Annotated in this window: 13 protein-coding genes and 1 riboswitch; of the genes, 6 read left to right on the top strand and 7 right to left on the bottom strand. The window is 71.0% G+C overall.

Features of this window, described 5'->3' with window-relative positions:
• Window positions 1-584: 584 nt before the first annotated feature.
• The 3 genes from AB0C75_RS23685 to glgX all read right to left on the bottom strand — a co-directional run bounded on the left by AB0C75_RS23685 (window position 585) and on the right by glgX (window position 6,462).
• Window positions 585-2,456 carry an ABC transporter ATP-binding protein gene (locus AB0C75_RS23685; RefSeq protein ID WP_362893681.1) on the bottom strand — a complete coding sequence of 624 codons (1,872 nt, stop codon included), beginning with the start codon at window positions 2,454-2,456 and terminating at the stop codon, window positions 585-587.
• Window positions 2,453-4,267, bottom strand: a complete 1,815-nt coding sequence (locus AB0C75_RS23680; protein ID WP_362893680.1) for an ABC transporter ATP-binding protein — start codon at window positions 4,265-4,267, stop codon at window positions 2,453-2,455. The genes AB0C75_RS23685 and AB0C75_RS23680 overlap by 4 nt, the downstream gene beginning before the upstream one ends.
• Before the next feature lie 74 nt (window positions 4,268-4,341).
• Window positions 4,342-6,462 (bottom strand): glycogen debranching protein GlgX, encoded by a 2,121-nt coding sequence (gene glgX, locus AB0C75_RS23675; RefSeq protein WP_362893731.1) that lies wholly within the window; start codon window positions 6,460-6,462, stop codon window positions 4,342-4,344.
• A 270-nt stretch (window positions 6,463-6,732) separates the two neighbouring features.
• Between glgX and AB0C75_RS23670 the strand changes: the two genes are divergently transcribed.
• The 5 genes from AB0C75_RS23670 (at window position 6,733) to AB0C75_RS23650 (ending at window position 12,692) form a co-directional block, all read left to right on the top strand.
• Window positions 6,733-7,953, top strand: a complete 1,221-nt coding sequence (locus AB0C75_RS23670; protein ID WP_362893679.1) for an Ig-like domain-containing protein — start codon at window positions 6,733-6,735, stop codon at window positions 7,951-7,953.
• 204 nt (window positions 7,954-8,157) lie between these two features.
• Window positions 8,158-9,408 (top strand): Ig-like domain-containing protein, encoded by a 1,251-nt coding sequence (locus AB0C75_RS23665; RefSeq protein ID WP_362893678.1) that lies wholly within the window; start codon window positions 8,158-8,160, stop codon window positions 9,406-9,408.
• 175 nt (window positions 9,409-9,583) lie between these two features.
• On the top strand, window positions 9,584-10,351 hold the full coding sequence (locus AB0C75_RS23660; RefSeq protein WP_362893677.1) for an enoyl-CoA hydratase-related protein: 768 nt from the start codon (window positions 9,584-9,586) through the stop codon (window positions 10,349-10,351).
• 250 nt (window positions 10,352-10,601) lie between these two features.
• Window positions 10,602-11,117 (top strand): ATP-binding protein, encoded by a 516-nt coding sequence (locus tag AB0C75_RS23655; protein WP_362893676.1) that lies wholly within the window; start codon window positions 10,602-10,604, stop codon window positions 11,115-11,117.
• 438 nt (window positions 11,118-11,555) lie between these two features.
• Entirely contained in the window at window positions 11,556-12,692 is a 1,137-nt protein-coding gene (locus AB0C75_RS23650) for a Gfo/Idh/MocA family oxidoreductase (protein ID WP_362893675.1), read from the top strand.
• Between the two features lie 133 nt (window positions 12,693-12,825).
• On the opposite strand, the gene AB0C75_RS23645 is transcribed toward AB0C75_RS23650, so the two are convergent.
• From AB0C75_RS23645 to gcvT, 4 genes are all read right to left on the bottom strand, one after another.
• Entirely contained in the window at window positions 12,826-14,211 is a 1,386-nt protein-coding gene (locus AB0C75_RS23645) for an L-serine ammonia-lyase (RefSeq protein ID WP_362893674.1), read from the bottom strand.
• 156 nt (window positions 14,212-14,367) lie between these two features.
• Window positions 14,368-15,627, bottom strand: a complete 1,260-nt coding sequence (gene glyA, locus AB0C75_RS23640; RefSeq protein WP_362893673.1) for a serine hydroxymethyltransferase — start codon at window positions 15,625-15,627, stop codon at window positions 14,368-14,370.
• Between the two features lie 19 nt (window positions 15,628-15,646).
• On the bottom strand, window positions 15,647-16,024 hold the full coding sequence (gene gcvH / locus AB0C75_RS23635) for a glycine cleavage system protein GcvH (RefSeq protein WP_362893672.1): 378 nt from the start codon (window positions 16,022-16,024) through the stop codon (window positions 15,647-15,649).
• A gap of 97 nt (window positions 16,025-16,121) precedes the next feature.
• Window positions 16,122-17,249 carry a glycine cleavage system aminomethyltransferase GcvT gene (gcvT, locus tag AB0C75_RS23630; RefSeq protein WP_362893671.1) on the bottom strand — a complete coding sequence of 376 codons (1,128 nt, stop codon included), beginning with the start codon at window positions 17,247-17,249 and terminating at the stop codon, window positions 16,122-16,124.
• A 142-nt stretch (window positions 17,250-17,391) separates the two neighbouring features.
• A riboswitch (glycine riboswitch) is annotated at window positions 17,392-17,489 on the bottom strand.
• A 108-nt stretch (window positions 17,490-17,597) separates the two neighbouring features.
• On the opposite strand from gcvT, the gene AB0C75_RS23625 reads away from it, so the two are divergent.
• A complete protein-coding gene (locus AB0C75_RS23625; RefSeq protein WP_362893670.1) occupies window positions 17,598-18,284 on the top strand; it encodes an AAA family ATPase in 687 nt (228 codons plus the stop codon).
• The last annotated feature ends 211 nt before the right edge of the window (window positions 18,285-18,495 follow it).

The following is an 18,495-nucleotide window of genomic DNA, read 5'->3' as shown; positions in this document are numbered from 1 at the left end:
AGGACCGCGTCAACAGATTGGCCGGAATTCGTCCGGCTCCCGAAGGAGCGTGTTCGTTAAGCGGACGTTTCGCCGCGTGTCATCTCTGTGGCGTCCTCGATCGCCGCACCGGCCGTTCTCCGTGCGCCGCAGGGCAGGAAGGGGTTTCCGTCGGTATCCCTCGTATCCGAGGTGCGCGCGGGGAAGCGGAGGGGACCACGTGCTGAGACGGCGCACAACTGTGGCCAGTTACGCGCCGTCCCTGTTTTTCCGTGGGTCCCGTCGGCCTTCGTGTCCGGTCCGCGTCAGGCTTCGGTGGGGATGTGTACGTCGGGGATGGCGTCCAGCAGCCGGCCCCACTCCGGGGAGGCCGCCACCTTCCCGCGGGCCTACGGGCCGGCCGGCTGACCGTCTCGGCGGCCCCTGGCCCCCGGCCCCCGCGGCCCGGCGGTCATCGAGGAGGCAGCCGTCCCCGGGGTGCCTGTCCTCGTCCGTGGCGGCCCGTGTGCCTGGGACGACGCGGCCACCCGCGGGGCCATCACGGCCCAGGCGCGGAAGCATCTCGTCATCTGCGTGCCCGCGGGGGCCGCGGCCTGACCCCCTCCTCAGGCCAGGCTCTCCCGCCATGTGCGGTGCAGGCCCGCGAACCGGCCCGTGCCGCCGATGAGTTCGGCCGGGACGCCGTCCTCCACGATCCGGCCGTGCTCCATCACCAGGACCCGGTCCGCGATCTCCACCGTCGACAGCCGGTGCGCGATGACGACCGCGGTGCGGCCGTGCAGCACCGTGTCCATCGCCCGCTGCACCGCCCGCTCGCCGGGGATGTCCAGCGAGCTGGTGGCCTCGTCCAGGATCAGCACCGCCGGGTCCGCGAGCAAGGCCCGGGCGAAGGCCACGAGCTGACGCTGGCCCGCGGAGATCCGGCCGCCCCGCTTACGGACATCCGTGTCGTACCCGTCGGGCAGGGAGCTGATGAAGTCGTGCGCCCCGATGGCCTTCGCCGCGTGCTCGATCTCCTCGGGCGTGGCCTCGGGACGGCCGATCGCGATGTTCTCGGCGATCGTCCCGGAGAACAGGAACGCCTCCTGGGTCACCATCACCACGCCCCTGCGCAGCTCGGCCGTCGCCAGGTCGCGCAGATCGGTGCCGTCCAGGAGGACCCGGCCCTCGGTCGGGTCGTAGAAGCGGGCCAGCAGCTTGGCCAGCGTCGACTTGCCCGCACCCGTCGAGCCGACCACGGCCACCGTCCGGCCCGCCGGGATCGTCAGATCGAAGCGGGGCAGTACCTCGCCGCCCGTGCGGTAGGCGAACCGCACCCCGTCGAACGTGACCTCGCGACCCGGGTGCTCACCGGTGAGCACGGGCAGTTCCTTCGGCGCCACGGGCTCGGGCACCGTGGGCGTCTGAGCGAGCAGGCCCGCGATCTTCTCCAGGGAAGCCGCCGCCGACTGGTAGGAGTTCAGGAACATCGCGAGCCGGTCGATCGGGTCGTACAGCCGCCGTAGATACAGCACCGCCGCGGCCAGAACGCCGAGCGCCAGCGTGTCCGACGCCACCCGGTAGGCACCCCACAGCACCATCGCCGCGACCGCCGTGTTGGCGAGGAGCCGGGAGCCGACGACGTAGCGGGCCATCTCCAGGAGCGCGTCGCCGTTCGTGCGCTCATGGCGGCGGTTGAACACCGCGAAGTCCTTGTCGTTGGCCCGCTCCCTGCGGAAGGCCTGCACGGGACGGATGCCGTTCATCGTCTCGGCGAACTTCACGATGACGGCGGCGATCGCCGATGAGCGCGCCGAGTACGCCTTGGCGGCCCGGCGCCGGTAGTTCCGCACCAGCAGATACAGGGGGACGAAGGAGGCCACGGCGATGGAGCCGATACCGAGGTCGAGCCAGAGCAGCATCAGGGAGATCGACACGAACGACAGGACCACGCCGATGAGTTCCTGGAGGCCCTCGCTCAGCAGCTCGCGCAGGGACTCCACGTCCGTGGTCGAACGGGAGATCAGCCGGCCCGAGGTGTAGCGCTCGTGGAAGTCCACGCTCAGCGCCTGCGCATGACGGAAGATACGGCCGCGTAGGTCGAGCAGCACATCCTGGTTGATCCGTGCGGCCGCCCGGATGAAGGCGTACTGGAGGGCCCCGGCGCCCACCGAGCACGCCGCGTACCCGATGCCCACGGCGGCCAGCGGACCGTAGTCGTGGTCCCGGAAGGCGGGCACACCGCTGTCGATGGCGTACGCGACGAGCAGCGGCCCCGCCTGCACCGCGGCCTGCTGGACGAGCATCAGGAGGGAGGCCACGATCACCCTGGTCCGCAGTGGTGCGAGCAGGGAGGCCAGCAGGTACCGGGTGGCGCCCCGGGGCGCGGGCAGGGCGTCGGCGTCGAAGGCGTCCTCGCCGTCCGGCGCCCGGCCGGCTTCGGCCCCGGCGAGATCGTCGTCGGCGAGGGCGGGTCCGTCGGCAGTCGTACTGGTCATCGGGTGCTGCCCTCCTCGGGGACGAGAACACCGGTTTCATCGGTGTCGGCGCCCGACATCAGCCAGGCGTACTCGGCGTGGGTGCGCAGGAGTTCCTGATGGGTGCCCACGGCGCTGATCCGGCCCTCGGACAGCAGCGCCACCCGGTCAGCGAGCATCACCGTGGACGGCCGGTGGGCGACGACCAGGGCCGTCGTCTCCGCCAGCACGCGCCGCAGGGCCGCCTCCACCAGCGTCTCCGTGTGCACGTCCAGGGCGGAGAGCGGGTCGTCGAGCACCAGGAAGCGCGGTGTGCCGACGACGGCGCGCGCCAGCGCGAGGCGCTGGCGCTGGCCGCCGGAGAGGCTCAGCCCCTGCTCGCCGACCTGGGTGCCGACGCCCTGCGGCAGGTCGTGCACGAAGTCGGCCTGCGCGACCGACAGGGCCCGGTGGAGCTCCCCTTCGCTCGCGCCCTCCGCGCCCATCAGGACGTTCTCCCCGACGGTCGCCGAGAAGAGGGTGGGTTCCTCGAAGGCCACCGACACCAGCTCGCGCAGCCGGGACCGCTCCATGGTGGCGATGTCCTCGCCGTCCAGCAGGATCCGGCCGCCGGTGGCCTCGTGCAGCCGGGGGACGAGCGCCGTCAGCGTCGTCTTCCCCGACCCGGTGGCGCCCACCAGGGCCATGGTCTCGCCGGGACGGATCCGCAGATCGATCCGGGCGAGCGCGGGGGGCGAGCCGGGGCCGGCGTCCGGGTAGCGGAACTCCACCCCTTCGAAGACGAGGCCCTGCCCGGCGGCCCCGGAGCCCTCACCTCGCGTCGCGGGCTCGGGTTCCGGCTCCTCCGCGACGTCCATCACCTCGAAGAAGCGGTCGGCGGCCGTCGCCGACTCCTGGCTCATCGCCAGCAGGAAGCCGATCGACTCGACCGGCCAGCGCAGCGCAAGCGCCGTCGAGAGGAACGCGACGAGGGTGCCCGCCGACAGACCGCCGTCCGCGACCTGGATCGTGCCGAGCACCAGCGCGGCGCCGATCGCCAGCTCCGGAATGGCCGTGATCAGCGCCCAGATCCCCGCGAGCAGCCGGGCCTTGCCCAGCTCCGTGGTGCGCAGCCGCTGCACGAGGGCGCGGAAGGCCAGCGCCTGGCTGCGGTTGCGGCCGAAGCCCTTGACGATCCGGATGCCGAGCACGCTCTCCTCGACGACCGTCGTCACGTCGCCGACCTGGTCCTGGGCCTTGCGCGCCACCAGCGAGTACTTCGTCTCGAAGAGGGAGCACAGGATCATCAGGGGGACGGCGGGTGCGAGCAGCACCAGCCCGAGGGACCACTCCTGGCCGAACAGGATGACGAATCCGACGAGGATCGTCGTGCCGTTGACCAGGAGGAACGTCAGCGGGAAGGCCAGGAACATCCGCAGCAGCATCAGATCCGTGGTCCCGCGCGAGAGAAGCTGTCCCGAGGGCCAGCGGTCGTGGAACGCCACCGGCAGCCGCTGGAGATGGCGGTACAGGTCGGCGCGCAACGCTGCCTCGACGCCGGCCAGCGGTCTGGCCACGAGCCACCGCCGCAGCCCGAAGAGTCCGGCCTCGACGATGCCGAGCAGCAGCAGGTAGAGCGCCCCCAGCCAGACCCCGCCCGGATCACGGTCCGCGACGGGCCCGTCGACCATCCACTTCAGGATCAGCGGGATCACCAGGGCGAGACAGGACGCGAGCACGGCCACGAGGGCGGCACTGATCCAGCGCACACGCACCGGTCTGACGTAGGGCCACAAGCGCAGGAGGGAGCGCACGGCGGACCGGTCCGTGGGCTCTGCAGGTTTTTCGGGCATCACGACCGAGACTATGTTTCACCACTGACATCGCTCACCCCCTTTTTCCGGTTTCAGGTTTCCGGTTTCCGGTCTCACTCCGCGACCCGGAGCAGCAGCACCGACCTGCCCTCCACCGTGAGTTCCGAGCCGCCCCTGTGGAGCGTGCCGGGGGCGGTGGACTGCTCGTCCCGCGAGGTGTCCAGGACCAGTTCGTAGGCCTGGGCCCAGGGCGGGCCGGGGAGCTGGAATCCGCAGGGCCTGTGGTCCGCGTGCAGCACCGCGAGGAAGCTGTCGTCGGTGATCTGCCCGCCCCGGGCGTCCCGGCCCGGGATGTCGCGCCCGGAGAGATAGAGCCCGAGCGTCGCGGCCGGCGCGTACCAGTCGCCCTCCGTCATCTCCGCGCCCTGCGCGGTGAACCAGGCAAGATCCCGCAGACCGTCCGGGGCCTGCGGAGTCCCGGCGAAGAAGGCGCGGCGGCGCAGCACCGGGTGGCGGTGGCGCAGGGCGAGCACCCGGGCGGTCAGCTCGGTCAGCTCCCGCCACCTGGGCTCGTCGAGGAGCGACCAGTCCAGCCAGCTGATCTCGTTGTCCTGGCAGTAGGCGTTGTTGTTGCCGCCCTGCGTACGTCCCATCTCGTCGCCCGCCACCAGCATCGGCACCCCGGTCGACAGGAGCAGCGTCGTCAGGAGGTTGCGCAGCTGCTTCAGGCGCAGGGCGTTGACGGCGGGGTCGTCGGTCTCGCCCTCGGCGCCGCCGTTCCAGGCGCGGTTGTCGTCCGTGCCGTCGCGGTTGTCCTCGCCGTTGTCCTCGTTGTGCTTGTTCTCGTAGCTGACCAGGTCGCGCAGGGTGAAGCCGTCGTGCGCGGTGACGAAGTTGACCGAGGCGTACGGCCGCCTGCCGCCCCAGGCGTACAGATCGCTCGATCCGGTGAGCCGGTAGCCGATGTCGCGCACGTCGGGCAGGGCGCCGCGCCAGAAGTCGCGTACGGCGTCCCGGTAGCGGTCGTTCCACTCGGTCCACAGCGGCGGGAACGCGCCCACCTGGTAGCCGCCGTTGCCGACGTCCCACGGTTCGGCGATCAGCTTGACCCGGCGCAGCACGGGGTCCTGGGCGATCACCGCGAGGAAGGGGGAGAGCATGTCGACGTCGTGCATCGAGCGGGCGAGTGCGGCCGCCAGGTCGAAGCGGAAGCCGTCGACGCCCATCTCGGTCACCCAGTAGCGCAGGGAGTCCGTGATCAGCCGCAGGACCTGCGGCTGCACGACGTGCAGGGTGTTGCCGCAGCCGGTGTAGTCCGCGTAGCGGCGGGCGTCCTGCTGGAGGCGGTAGTAGCCGCGGTTGTCGATGCCGCGCAGGGACAGCATCGGGCCGAGCTCCCCGGCCTCCGCCGTGTGGTTGTAGACCACGTCGAGGATCACCTCGATCCCGGCGTCGTGCAGGGCGTGCACCATCTGCTTGAACTCGCCGACCTGCCGGCCGGCCGTGCCGCTCGCCGCGTAGTCCGCGTGCGGCGCGAAGTAGCCGATGGAGTTGTAGCCCCAGTAGTTGTGCAGTCCGCGCCGCAGCAGATGGTCCTCGTGGGCGAACTGGTGGACGGGGAGCAGCTCCACGGCCGTCACACCGAGCCGCTTGAGGTGGCCGACGGCGGCGGGGTGGGCGAGCCCGGCGTACGTGCCGCGCAGCTCGGGCGGGATGTCGGGGTGGAGCTTGGTGAAGCCGCGTACGTGCAGCTCGTAGATGACCGTGTCCGCCCACGGGGTCTTCGGCCTGCGGTCCTCCGCCCACTCGTCGTCGTCGTGCACGACGACGGCCTTGGGGACGTACGGCGCGGAGTCCCGGTCGTCGCGCACGGTGTCGGCGACATGCTGCTCGGGCCAGTCCCTCACATGGCCGTACACCTCGGGCGGCAGGGTGAACGATCCGTCCACCGCGCGGGCGTACGGGTCGAGGAGCAGCTTCGCGGCGTTCCAGCGGGCCCCCGTCCAGGGGTCCCAGCGGCCGTGCACCCGGTAGCCGTACCGCGCTCCCGCGCCCACCCCGGGGACGAAGCCGTGCCAGATCTCATGGGTCAGCTCGGTCAGCGGAAGCCGGGTCTCGGTGCCCCGCTCGTCGAAGAGGCAGAGCTCGACGGCCTCGGCGCCGCCCGCCCAGAGGGCGAAATTGGTGCCCGCGACCCCGTCGGGCCCGACCCGGAAGCGTGCGCCCAACGGCATCGGGGCACCCGGCCATACGGGTGGTTCGTCCGGTTCGCCCTTCGGGGCCGGCCGGGTCACCACCACCCGCCCCGTCGCACGCGGAGTTTCCTCCTGCTCGGCAGTGCTCGACACCTCTCAGCCTCCTGCGGCTCGTAGGAGCGGTCACCCGGCAGAAGGAGCGCGCGGCGTCCCGGCCGCGGCCTCCCTGGCGGTGTCCTCCCCTCTCTTCTGCCCACCGGTGGCCCCGCCCTCACGTTTCCCCGGGGCGGTCACGTCGTTGGGGGGAGGGTGAACCACGTAGCGAAGAGAGCACGGGCGGGTTCGGCCGCCGTGCTGACATGGGCAGGACTGTTCACCGTGCTGGTCCTACTGACGGGCTGCACCGATGCGACGTCGTTCTTCGGGGACGACCGCTCACCCGGGGACGTCATCCGGATCACCCCCAAGGACGGTGCCGCGAACGTCGGCGCCGACAGCCCGCTCGGGGTGGAGGTCCCCGACGGGCGGCTCGAGCGGGTGAAGGTGACCCGGATGGCGGACGCGGAAGAGCAGGAGGTGCCGGGCCGGATCGCGAAGGACGGCCGTTCGTGGGCTCCCCAGGAAGCCGGATACCGGCTCGGGCTGGCCGGGAAGTACAGCGTGGAGGCCGTCGCCGTCGACGGTGACGGCCATCGCTCGGCCCGCAACACCTCCTTCACCACGCTGGTGCCCAAGGACCGCTTCATCGGCTACTTCAAGCCGGAGAACCGGTCCACCGTGGGCACCGGCATGATCATCTCCTTCGACTTCAACCGGCCCGTCACCCACCGGGACGCGGTCGAGAAGGCCATCAGGATCACCACGGATCCCGAGGTCGATGTGGTCGGCCACTGGTTCGGCAAGGACCGGCTGGACTTCCGCCCCGAGAAGTACTGGGAGCCGGGAACCGAGGTCACCGTCGATGTGGGGCTGCGCGATGTGGAGGGCGCGCCCGGTGTGTACGGGAGCCAGCAGAAGAAGGTGACCTTCCAGGTGGGCCGCTCCCAGACGTCCGTGGTGGACGCGCGGGCGCACACCATGGAGGTACGCCGCGACGGCGAGGCCGTCAGTACGGTGCCGATCACCGCGGGCGCGGCGAAGACGACCACGTACAACGGGAAGATGGTGGTCTCCGAGCTGCACGACGTGACCCGCATGGACGGCAGCACCGTCGGCTTCGGCGGCGAGTACGACATCAAGGACGTGCCCCATGCCATCCGGCTGACGAAGTCGGGCACCTTCCTGCACGGCAACTACTGGGAGTCCCCCGACATCTTCGGCTCCGAGAACACCAGCCACGGCTGTATCGGGCTGCGCGATGTGAAGGGAGGCAGCTCGGACACCCCGGCCGGCTGGTTCTTCGAGCGGACGCTCGTGGGCGATGTGGTCGAGGTGGTGAACTCCACGGACGGGACCGTCGCCGCCGACAACGGCCTCTCCGGGTGGAACGTCGGCTGGCCGCAGTGGACGGCGGGCTCCGCCCTGCGCTGATCCCCGGTCCGACCAGGGCGGGTCCCGGAGGCGCACCCTCCGGGACCACCCGGCGGCGGCCCCGGACGACTTGGGACCGAACGGTGACATTCCGGGGGGAGTCTCCCCATGTGCGGTGTGATTGTCTTACGCCCAGCGTGCATGTACAGCGCGTGGGAGTGCGGGCCATGGCGGGGCCAGGCCGTGCGAGGGGAGACGACCACATTGAACGGGCAGCCGATATCGGGGGCATGGGCCGACGCGGGCGGGGGACGGCGCGGGCGAGGTGCCCGGGGCCTCCTCGCACTGGCACTGGGCGCGCTGCTGTTGCTGGCGACCGCGTGCGGTGGCAGCGGGAACGCCGCCGACAAGAACGGTGACAAGCCGGGCGCGAAGACCGACGACACCAGCGCCTCGCAGGCGGTGGTGACCGTCGCGCCCAAGGACGGCGCCGACGGCGTGGCGACCAGCGGGGCACTGAAGGTCTCGGCGGCCAAGGGCAAGCTGAGCACGGTGAAGGTCGCGGACCCCAAGGGCAAGGACGTCCCGGGCAAGGTGGCGAAGGACGGGCTGACCTGGGTGCCCGACCGCCACCTGGCCGCCGCGACCAAGTACACGGTGCACGCGGTCGCCAAGGACGAAGATGGCCGGCAGTCGGCGAAGGACACCAGCTTCACGACGCTCGTCCCGCAGAACACCTTCATCGGTCAGTACACGCCCGAGGACGGTTCCACCGTCGGCGTGGGGATGCCGGTGTCGATCCACTTCACCCGGGGCATCACCGACCCCGAGGCCGTGGAGAAGGCGGTCACCGTGACGGCGGAGCCCGCCGTGGAGATCGAGCCCCACTGGTTCGGCAACGACCGCCTCGACTTCCGACCCGAGGACTACTGGGCGGCGGGCACGAAGGTGACCCTGCGCCTGGACCTCGACGGCGTCGAGGGACGGCCCGGGGTCTACGGCAAGCAGGCCAAGACCGTGAAGTTCACCATCGGCCGCAGCCAGGTCTCCACGGTCGACGCGCGCTCGCACCGGATGAAGGTGGTCCGTGACGGCAAGCAGATCAAGGACATCCCGATCTCCGCGGGCGCCCCGGCCACGACCACGTACAACGGCCAGATGGTCATCAGCGAGAAGCTCAAGGTGACCCGGATGAACGGTGACACCGTCGGCTTCGGCGGCGAGTACGACATCAAGGACGTGCCGCACGCGATGCGCCTGTCGAACTCGGGCACCTTCATCCACGGCAACTACTGGGGCGGCTCGGGCATCTTCGGCTCGACCAACACCAGCCACGGCTGTGTCGGACTCCAGGACGCGCGCGGCGCGGGAGACGGCGGGACACCCGCCGCCTGGTTCTTCGACCACTCCCTGATCGGCGACGTCGTCGTCGTGAAGAACTCCGACGACAAGGTGATCCAGCCGGACAACGGCCTCAACGGCTGGAACATGGACTGGTCGGAGTGGACCAAGTAGCTCCCCCCGCCCCGCGGGTGTGAAACGGGCCCGGTGCTGTGACCAACGGCACCGGGCCCTGACGCGTCCGTCATGTTGACGCGCTCACCCGCGATCGTCAGCGGCGTCACGGAGTCCGGGACCTCCGCCTCCGGCGTTGTCGTCAGTCGCGGGTGCGCTCGTTAACCTGCCTCCCATGACCGTAACCCTCGAAGTACACGACAACGTCGGCACGATCCGTCTTGACCGGCCGCCCATGAACGCCCTGGACACCGCCGTCCAGGACCGGCTGCGCGAGCTCGCCGACGAGGCGGCCCTGCGGGACGACGTGCGCGCGGTGATCCTCTACGGCGGCGAGAAGGTGTTCGCGGCGGGCGCGGACATCAAGGAGATGCAGGTGATGGACCACGCCGCGATGGTCGTGCGCTCCAGGGCCCTGCAGGAGTCCTTCACGGCCGTTGCGCGCATCCCCAAGCCCGTGGTCGCGGCCGTCACCGGTTACGCCCTGGGCGGCGGCTGCGAGCTGGCCCTCTGCGCCGACTTCAGGGTCGCCGGGGACAACGCCAAGCTCGGCCAGCCGGAGATCCTGCTGGGGCTGATCCCCGGAGCCGGCGGCACCCAGCGGCTGGCCCGTCTCGTGGGCCCGTCCAAGGCGAAGGACCTGATCTTCACGGGCCGTCAGGTGAAGGCGGACGAGGCCCTGGCGATCGGGCTCGTGGACCGGGTGGTGCCCGCCGCCGAGGTCTACGAGCAGGCCCACGCCTGGGCCGCCCGGCTGGCCCGGGGGCCCGCGCTGGCGCTGCGTGCCGCCAAGGAGGCCGTGGACGCGGGCCTTGAGACGGACATCGACACCGGGCTCACGGTCGAACGGTCCCTGTTCGCAGGCCTGTTCGCCACCGAGGACCGCGAGCGCGGCATGCGCAGCTTCGTGGAGGAGGGACCGGGCAAGGCCGAGTTCCTCTGACCGAGCGTGAGTTGCGTACACAGACGCGCGCGTTCATCCGTGCGGGCGGATTAGCTGAACCTTAAGAGAACCTTAAGGCCCGGCGTCCGCACTGCCTGTGCAATTACCCGGTGTCTCGCCGTCGCCGCAGGTGAGTGGGGCTGGACAGGGGGTTGTTCTGCCGCTGGCATATGCCGGAGAACCAGCCCGGAGTGACTGGTTCCGGTAGAGGGATTCACCGGAACGGTCACGGAGAGCGTTCTGTGCCTCCATGATGGTGAGCATGGCGGGCCTCGAAGGTGTGGATCAGCCGCGACCGCGCGGCGGCGCGACAGCAGCGCGCTTGACGACTGCCGTCGAAGACGAACAGGCGTTCAAAGCGCTGGAGTTGTTCGGAAATCCGACGGAGGGTGAAGTCCGGCTGCCCTCCCGTCCCGAGTCCGCGGCGACCGCCCGCCGGATCACCTCGTGCGTGATGCTGCGTCAGTGGCAGCTCCCCCCGCAGACCGCCGAATACGGAGTGCTACTGGTCTCCGAGCTGGTGGGCAACGCGGTGCGGCACACCGGGGCGCGGATCTTCGGTCTGCGGATGCTGCGCCGCCGGGGCTGGGTCCGTATCGAGGTGCGTGACCCCTCGCGCGGACTGCCGTGTCTGATGCCCGTCCGCGAGATGGATGTCAGCGGCCGGGGCCTCTTCCTGGTCGACAAGCTCTCCGACCGGTGGGGCGTGGATCTCTTACCGCGCGGGAAGACCACCTGGTTCGAGATGCGCACCACCGACCGCTGAGCCCTGACCCGCACCCCACAGGCGGGCCGGCACGCAGAAGCCCCCGGTCCGCCTGGGTGTGGCGCTTCGGGGGCTTCTGAGGGGGCCGTGGAATGGGGGGTGTGTCCACGGCCGCACGGGGGGGGACCTGGCTCGGGTCGGAGGAGGTCGTACCCCCGACTATGACAGACGGGCGACCCCGGAGCCAAAGCCGTAAAACGGTCAGCGACCCACAAAACTATCGATTTGGGTTATGAATCGCAGGTGGGATGGGTCACGCGCCTGGCATTCCCCGTTGATCCGCCGGTATCGACGGGTGTTTCATCGATCCGTCGGGTAGGTGGCCTCGAACGAGGTCCGGAACAGGGTGGTGCGCGTGCACGAGGACGGCCGGGACGCAGACGATCAGTTCGAGCGCGGCGATGCCGGCCTCGCTCCAGCCGCGTGGGGGCGCGCCGCATGACGCCGCAGCCCGAGCCCGGCGGCCGTCCGCTCCGTGCCGCCGTCGTCGGCACCGGGGCCATCGCGCAGGGCGCCCATCTGCCCGCGCTGCGCGCGCTGGAGCCGGCGGTGGACGTGGTGGCGGCCGTCGACGTGTCGGCGGAATCCGTCCGTGAGTTCTGCGAACAGGGCGGCATCCCGCACGCGTACACGTCGCTCGACGACCTCCTGGCCGAACAGCGCCCCGACTTCGTGGTGATCTGCACCCCGCCGGCCGTGCACCGCGAGCAGACCGTGGCGGCCCTGCGGGCCGGTGCCTGGGTCCTGTGCGAGAAACCTCCGTGCCCCTCGCTCGCCGACTTCGACCTGATGACGGCCGAGGAACGCGAAGGCGGCCCGTACGCCGCGATCGTCTTCCAGCACCGCTTCGGCTCCGGCTCCGCCCATGTGCGCCGTCTGCTGGCGAGCGGGGCACTCGGTAAGCCGCTGGTGGCCCACTGCCAGACCACCTGGTACCGCGACCGCGCCTACTACTCGGTCCCGTGGCGGGGTCGCTGGGAGACGGAGGGCGGTGGCCCCGCCATGGGCCACGGCATCCACCAGATGGACCACTTCCTCGACCTGCTGGGGCCCTGGTCGCAGGTGCAGGCGATGGCCGGGCGGCTGGTGCACGACGTGGAGACCGAGGACGTGTCCACCGCCCTGGTCCGCTTCGGGAACGGCGCGCTCGGCACGATCGTCAACAGCGTGCTCAGCCCCGACGAGGTCAGCCGCATACGGATCGACTGCGAGCGCGCCACGGTCGAGGTCACCCACCTGTACGGCCACTCCAACGCCGACTGGCGGATCACACCGGCGCCCGGGGTGCCAGGGACCGAGGCCGCCGCCTGGCAGGACTTCGGCCCCGACACACCCAGTTCACACCTGGAGCAGCTGCGCGCCTTCACCGCCGATCTGCGGGCGGGCCGCCGGCCGGGCTCCAGCGGGCAGGGCGGCCGCAGCACCCTGGAACTCATCAGCGCGCTGTACAAGGCGGCCTTCACCGGAGCCACCGTGCGCGCGGGCGAGATCGGTCCTGGCGACCCCTCCTACACGGCGCTGCACGGTGACGCCCCGGGCTGGGCGCCCGGGACGACGACGGAGAGCACCGCATGAAACAGCACGGACTGTCTGGCCGAGGCCCTGGTGCGCACCGAACGGCCCGCCGAGCGCGGCAGATTCGGCAGGTGCGGACACCTTGGCGTCTGCACCCCATCACCCGCGTCCCCAACCTCACAGGGCAATACACCTAGCACTCGATGATGTTCACCGCGAGCCCGCCCCGGGCGGTCTCCTTGTACTTGACGGACATGTCCGCGCCCGTCTCCTTCATGGTCTTGATGACCTTGTCCAGGGAGACCTTGTGGCTGCCGTCGCCGCGCAGCGCCATCTTCGCCGCCGTGACCGCCTTGACCGCCGCCATGCCGTTGCGCTCGATGCACGGGATCTGGACGAGGCCGCCGACCGGGTCGCAGGTCAGGCCCAGGTTGTGCTCCATGCCGATCTCGGCGGCGTTCTCGACCTGCTCGGGGGAGCCGCCCAGGACCTCGGCGAGGGCACCCGCCGCCATGGAGCAGGCGGAGCCGACCTCGCCCTGGCAGCCGACCTCGGCGCCGGAGATGGAGGCGTTCTCCTTGAAGAGCATGCCGATGGCGCCGGCGGCCAGCAGGAAGCGGACGACGCTGTCCTCCTTCTCGGCCTCGGTGCAGCCGCCCGCGGCGAAGTTCATCCAGTAGTGCAGGACGGCCGGGATGATGCCCGCCGCGCCGTTGGTGGGGGCGGTGACGACACGGCCGCCGGCGGCGTTCTCCTCGTTGACGGCCATCGCGTAGAGGGTGATCCACTCCATCGCGTGCGTCTGGGGGTCGCCCTCGGCGCGCAGCTGCCTGGCCGAGTTCGCGGCGCGGCGGCGGACCTTCAGGCCGCCCGGCAGGATGCCCTCGCGGGACATGCCGCGCGCGATGCAGGCCTCCATGACGCGCCAGATCTCCAGCAGCCCGGCCCGGATCTCGGCCTCGGTGCGCCAGGCCCGCTCGTTCTCCAGCATCAGGGAGGAGATGGACAGGCCCGTCTCGTCGGCGAGCCTCAGCAGCTCGTCGCCGGTGCGGAAGGGGTGCTTCAGGACGGTGTCGTCCGGGACGATCGGGTTCTCGCCGGCCACGGCGTCCCCGTCGACGACGAAGCCGCCGCCCACCGAGTAGTACGTCTTCTCCAGAAGCGGGGCGCCGTCGCGGTCGTACGCGATGACCGTCATCCCGTTGGCGTGGTAGGGCAGGGCCTTGCGCCGGTGCAGCACCAGTTGCTCGTCGGCGTCGAAGGGGATCTCGTGCATGCCCAGCAGATTGATGCGCCCCGAGGCGCGGATCTCCTGGACGCGGGCGTCGGCGCCCTCGACGTCGACCGTGCGGGGCGACTCGCCCTCCAGGCCGAGCAGGACGGCCTTCGGGGTGCCGTGGCCGTGCCCGGTCGCGCCGAGCGAGCCGTACAGCTCGGCGCGTATCGAGGCGGTGTGGGCCAGCAGGCCCTCGTTCTTGAGGCGGCGGGCGAACATGCGGGCCGCGCGCATCGGGCCGACCGTGTGGGAGCTGGACGGGCCGATACCGACCGAGAAGAGGTCGAAGACCGAGAGGGCCACGGGAGTACTCCTAAGGCGTTGGTGGACGTCGTTGTCCGCCGGGTGGTGCGGGACGGGCCGGGTGGGCCCGGGAGCGCGGGGCAAAGGGGTGGGGGCACCGGGCTCACTGTGTTCAGTGTGCGCGGTGCCCCCACCCTGCGTGCAAATTGCGGGTGACTACTTGATGCCGGGGTACAGCGGGAACTTCTCGGCCAGCGCGATCACGCGGGCCTTGAGGTCATCGGCGTCGTACGCGGGCTTCAGCGCGGACGCGATGATCTCGGCGACCTCGGTGAAGTCCTCGGTCCGGAAGCCACGGGTGGCGAGCGCCGGCGTACCGATCCGCAGGCCCGAGGTGACCATCGGGGGGCGCGGGTCGTTCGGGATGGCGTTCCGGTTGACCGTGATGCCCAGCTCGTGGAGCCGGTCCTCGGCCTGCTGCCCGTCCAGCTCGGAGTTGCGCAGGTCGACCAGGACCAGGTGGACGTCCGTGCCGCCGGAGAGGACGGATACGCCCACCTCGGTGACGTCCGGCTGCACCAGGCGCTCGGCGAGGATGCGGGCGCCGTCCAGGGTGCGCTGCTGGCGCTCCTTGAACTCCTCGGTCGCCGCCACCTTGAAGGAGACGGCCTTGGCCGCGATCACATGCTCCAGGGGGCCACCCTGCTGACCGGGGAAGACCGCCGAGTTGATCTTCTTGGCGAGCTCCTGCGTCGACAGGATGACGCCACCGCGCGGACCGCCGAGGGTCTTGTGCGTGGTGGTCGTGACGACGTGGGCGTGCGGCACCGGGCTGGGGTGCAGACCCGCGGCGACCAGGCCCGCGAAGTGCGCCATGTCGACCATCAGGTACGCGCCGACCTCGTCCGCGACACGGCGGAAGGCGGCGAAGTCCAGCTGGCGGGGGTAGGCGGACCAGCCGGCCACGATGAGCTTCGGCTTCGACTCCTTGGCGAGGCGCTCGACCTCGGCCATGTCCACGACACCGGTGTCGTCGACGTGGTACGGGACCACGTTGTAGAGCTTGCCGGAGAAGTTGATCTTCATGCCATGGGTCAGGTGACCGCCGTGGGCCAGATCGAGGCCCATGATCGTGTCGCCCGGCTTCAGCAGCGCGAACATCGCGGCGGCGTTGGCCTGCGCACCCGAGTGCGGCTGGACGTTCGCGGCCTCGGCGCCGAAGAGCGCCTTGATGCGGTCGATCGCGATCTGCTCGACCACGTCGACGTGCTCGCAGCCACCGTAGTAGCGGCGGCCGGGGTAGCCCTCGGCGTACTTGTTGGTGAGGACGGAGCCCTGCGCCTCCATGACCGCGACCGGAGCGAAGTTCTCCGAGGCGATCATCTCGAGGGTGGACTGCTGACGGTGGAGCTCGGCGTCGACGGCGGCGGCGACATCCGGGTCCAGCTCGTGGAGGGAGGAGTTGAGAAGCGACATCAGTTAAGTCCCTAAGGTCTCAGTTGCCGGAGAACGCGGTGTACTCGTCGGCGGAGAGAAGGTCCTTCGGCTCCTCCGCGACGCGCACCTTGAACAGCCAGCCGCCCTCGAAGGGAGCGGAGTTCACCAGCGACGGGTCGTCCACGACGTCCTGGTTGGCCGCGGTCACCTCGCCGGTCACCGGCGAGTACAGGTCGCTGACCGACTTGGTCGACTCCAGCTCTCCGCAGGTCTCGCCCGCGGTCACCGTGTCGCCGACCTCCGGGAGCTGGGCGTAGACGACGTCACCGAGCGCGTTGGCCGCGAACTCGGTGATGCCGACCGTGGCCACGCCGTCCTCGAGGGCCGACAGCCACTCGTGCTCCTTGCTGAACCGCAGCTGCTGGGGGTTGCTCATGACCTGAATTCTCCTGTACGCGGGGGAGTGCTGATGAACGATGGTCTTACGGTGTGAGACGGGACTGCGTCACGTCTGCGGTGCGCTGCGCGCTGTGTCACTTACGGCGCTTGTAGAAGGGCAGCGCCACGACCTCGTACGGCTCGTGCGTGCCCCGGATGTCGACCGCGACACCCTCGGTGCCGGGCGTGGCGTGCGCCGCGTCCACGTACGCCATGGCGATCGGCTTGCCCAGGGTGGGCGACGGCGCGCCGGAGGTCACCTCGCCGACGACCTCGCCGCCGGCCACGACCGGGTAGCCGGCGCGCGGCACCCGGCGGCCCTGGGCGATCAGGCCGACGAGCTTGCGGGGCGGGGCCGCCTCGGCACGCTCGGCGGCGGCGGACAGCGCATCGCGGCCGACGAAGTCACCCTCCTTCTCGAACTTCACGACCCTGCCCAGGCCCGCGTCGAAGGGCGTCAGCGCGGTGGTCAGCTCGTGCCCGTACAGCGGCATGCCCGCCTCCAGGCGGAGCGTGTCGCGGCAGGAGAGTCCGCAGGGGATCAGCCCGTACGGCGCGCCGGCCTCGGTCAGGGCCTTCCACAGCTGCTCGGCGTGGGCCGGGTCCACGAAGAGCTCGAAGCCGTCCTCACCGGTGTAGCCCGTACGGGCGATGAGGGCGGGGACACCGGCGACCGTTCCGGGGAGTCCGGCGTAGTACTTCAGTCCGTCCAGGTCGGCGTCCGTGACCGACTTCAGTACGGCGGGGGAGTCGGGGCCCTGGACGGCGAGCAGTGCGTACGCCTCACGGTCGTCGCGCACCTCGGCGTCGAAGCCCCCGACGCGCTCGGTGAGGGAGTCCAGGACGAGCTGGGCGTTGCCCGCGTTGGCGACGACCAGGTATTCGGTGTCGGCCAGGCGGTAGACGATCAGGTCGTCCAGGATCCCGCCGTCCTCCGCGACGATCATCGTGTAGCGGGCCCGGCCCAGGCCGACGGTCGCGATGTTGCCGACCAGCGCGTAGCTCAGGAAGGCCGCCGCCTGCGGACCCGTGACCGTGATCTCACCCATGTGCGAGAGGTCGAACAGGCCGGCCCCGCCGCGTACGGCGTTGTGCTCGTCGCGCTCACTGGCGTACCGCAGCGGCATGTCCCAGCCGGCGAAATCGGTCATGGTCGCGCCCAGGGACCGATGCAGGGCGTCGAGGGCGGTGAGGCGGGGTGCGGCGCTCGGGGCAGTGCTCATGGACTTGGCTCCAGGGCATGACGACAGGGGGTGGTTCCCTCCCCATCTGTCATCGGAACCTGAGAGGTTCGCCGAGAGCCCCTGAAAGGGTCCGGCTTGCACCTTGGGTGGAGCCGCACAGCGGCCCGCTTTTCAGATCTGCCTCATCCACGCGGTACGGGGCCTGAGAGATTCAAGGGAGGAACTTGCTCCTTCGGCGCCCGGCGCACACGGTGTCCGGGACTCTCCCGCGCGGATTCAAACGGCCGGTATGCAGTTGGCGGGGTCATCATCGCACGCGTTGGGCAAGATTGCCTTTTCTTTACACTTCATGGGTAGCCCGTCGGGCGACTCGGCAGGGGGACGGCGATGACGTTGCAGGGCCACGCGGCGACCACGGGGGCGTTACCCGGTGCGCTGCCCCACCCCCGGCCGGGCGGGCCTCCCCGGGACCCGGGGAGCGTGCCCGCCCCCGTGGTGCGTGATCTGCGGGGCGGGGGCGGGCCGGGCGGCCTCGACTTCGCCGCGGGCGACGTGGTGGTGATCTCGGGGCTGCCCGGCAGTGGGAAGTCGACACTGATCCGGCGGGCGGTCCAGGGGCACGCGGTCGACTCGCAGGACACCAGGGACCGCTGGGCGGCCGTCCTGCCCGGAGTCGTCCCTTATGCCCTCTACCGTCCCCTGGTGCGCGCCGCGCACTTCGCCGGACTGCGGCGGCGCCTGCGGTCGGGCGCATCCGTCGTCGTGCACGACTGCGGCACGCAGGTCTGGGTGCGGCGCTGGCTGGTGCGTGAGGCCCGGCGCCGGGGCGGCGACCTGCATCTCGTCCTGCTCGACGTCACCCCCGAGGCGGCCAGGCAGGGGCAGTGGGAGCGGGGGCGGCGCGTGTCCGGATACGCCTTCGCCCGGCACCGGCGGGCCTTCGCCCGGCTGTTGCGCGACACGGAGACCGGACTGCTCCCGCCGGGGTGCGCCTCGGCGGTGCTGCTCGACCGGGAGGCGGCCTCGGGGATCGGCCGGATCTCGTTCCCCCGGGCGCGGCTCCCGCTGGGATAGGTCCCGTGGCGCCGGCGCGGGCGGGGAGCGATTCCTGGTGCGCCCCGGGGCCGCTGCGGGCGTCACTGTTCGCATACGCACAGTTCGCGGGCGTCCCGCGGGCCGTCCGATATCTGGACGGTGCGGTGGACGGCCCGTCGCGCCTGCCGGTGACGCCCCCCGAGCGCGGCGGACCGTCTAAGGTTTCAGCCGCACCACAAGGCGAGAAAGG

The sequence above is a fragment of the Streptomyces sp. NPDC048565 genome (assembly GCF_040650935.1).
Lineage (GTDB): Bacteria > Actinomycetota > Actinomycetes > Streptomycetales > Streptomycetaceae > Streptomyces.
Note: the sequence above shows the minus strand (reverse complement) of the source record. Positions and strands in the feature narration are given on the sequence as shown.

Bases quoted from the DNA above. Each gene is read 5' to 3' on its own strand.
- AB0C75_RS23685 (WP_362893681.1), bottom strand. From the start codon at position 2,456: ATGACCAGTACGACTGCCGACGGACCCGCCCTCGCCGACGACGATCTC.
- AB0C75_RS23680 (WP_362893680.1), bottom strand. From the start codon at position 4,267: ATGCCCGAAAAACCTGCAGAGCCCACGGACCGGTCCGCCGTGCGCTCC.
- glgX (WP_362893731.1), bottom strand. From the start codon at position 6,462: ATGCCGTTGGGCGCACGCTTCCGGGTCGGGCCCGACGGGGTCGCGGGC.
- AB0C75_RS23660 (WP_362893677.1), top strand. From the start codon at position 9,584: ATGACCGTAACCCTCGAAGTACACGACAACGTCGGCACGATCCGTCTT.
- AB0C75_RS23655 (WP_362893676.1), top strand. From the start codon at position 10,602: ATGATGGTGAGCATGGCGGGCCTCGAAGGTGTGGATCAGCCGCGACCG.
- AB0C75_RS23650 (WP_362893675.1), top strand. From the start codon at position 11,556: ATGACGCCGCAGCCCGAGCCCGGCGGCCGTCCGCTCCGTGCCGCCGTC.
- glyA (WP_362893673.1), bottom strand. From the start codon at position 15,627: ATGTCGCTTCTCAACTCCTCCCTCCACGAGCTGGACCCGGATGTCGCC.
- gcvH (WP_362893672.1), bottom strand. From the start codon at position 16,024: ATGAGCAACCCCCAGCAGCTGCGGTTCAGCAAGGAGCACGAGTGGCTG.
- gcvT (WP_362893671.1), bottom strand. From the start codon at position 17,249: ATGAGCACTGCCCCGAGCGCCGCACCCCGCCTCACCGCCCTCGACGCC.
- AB0C75_RS23625 (WP_362893670.1), top strand. From the start codon at position 17,598: ATGACGTTGCAGGGCCACGCGGCGACCACGGGGGCGTTACCCGGTGCG.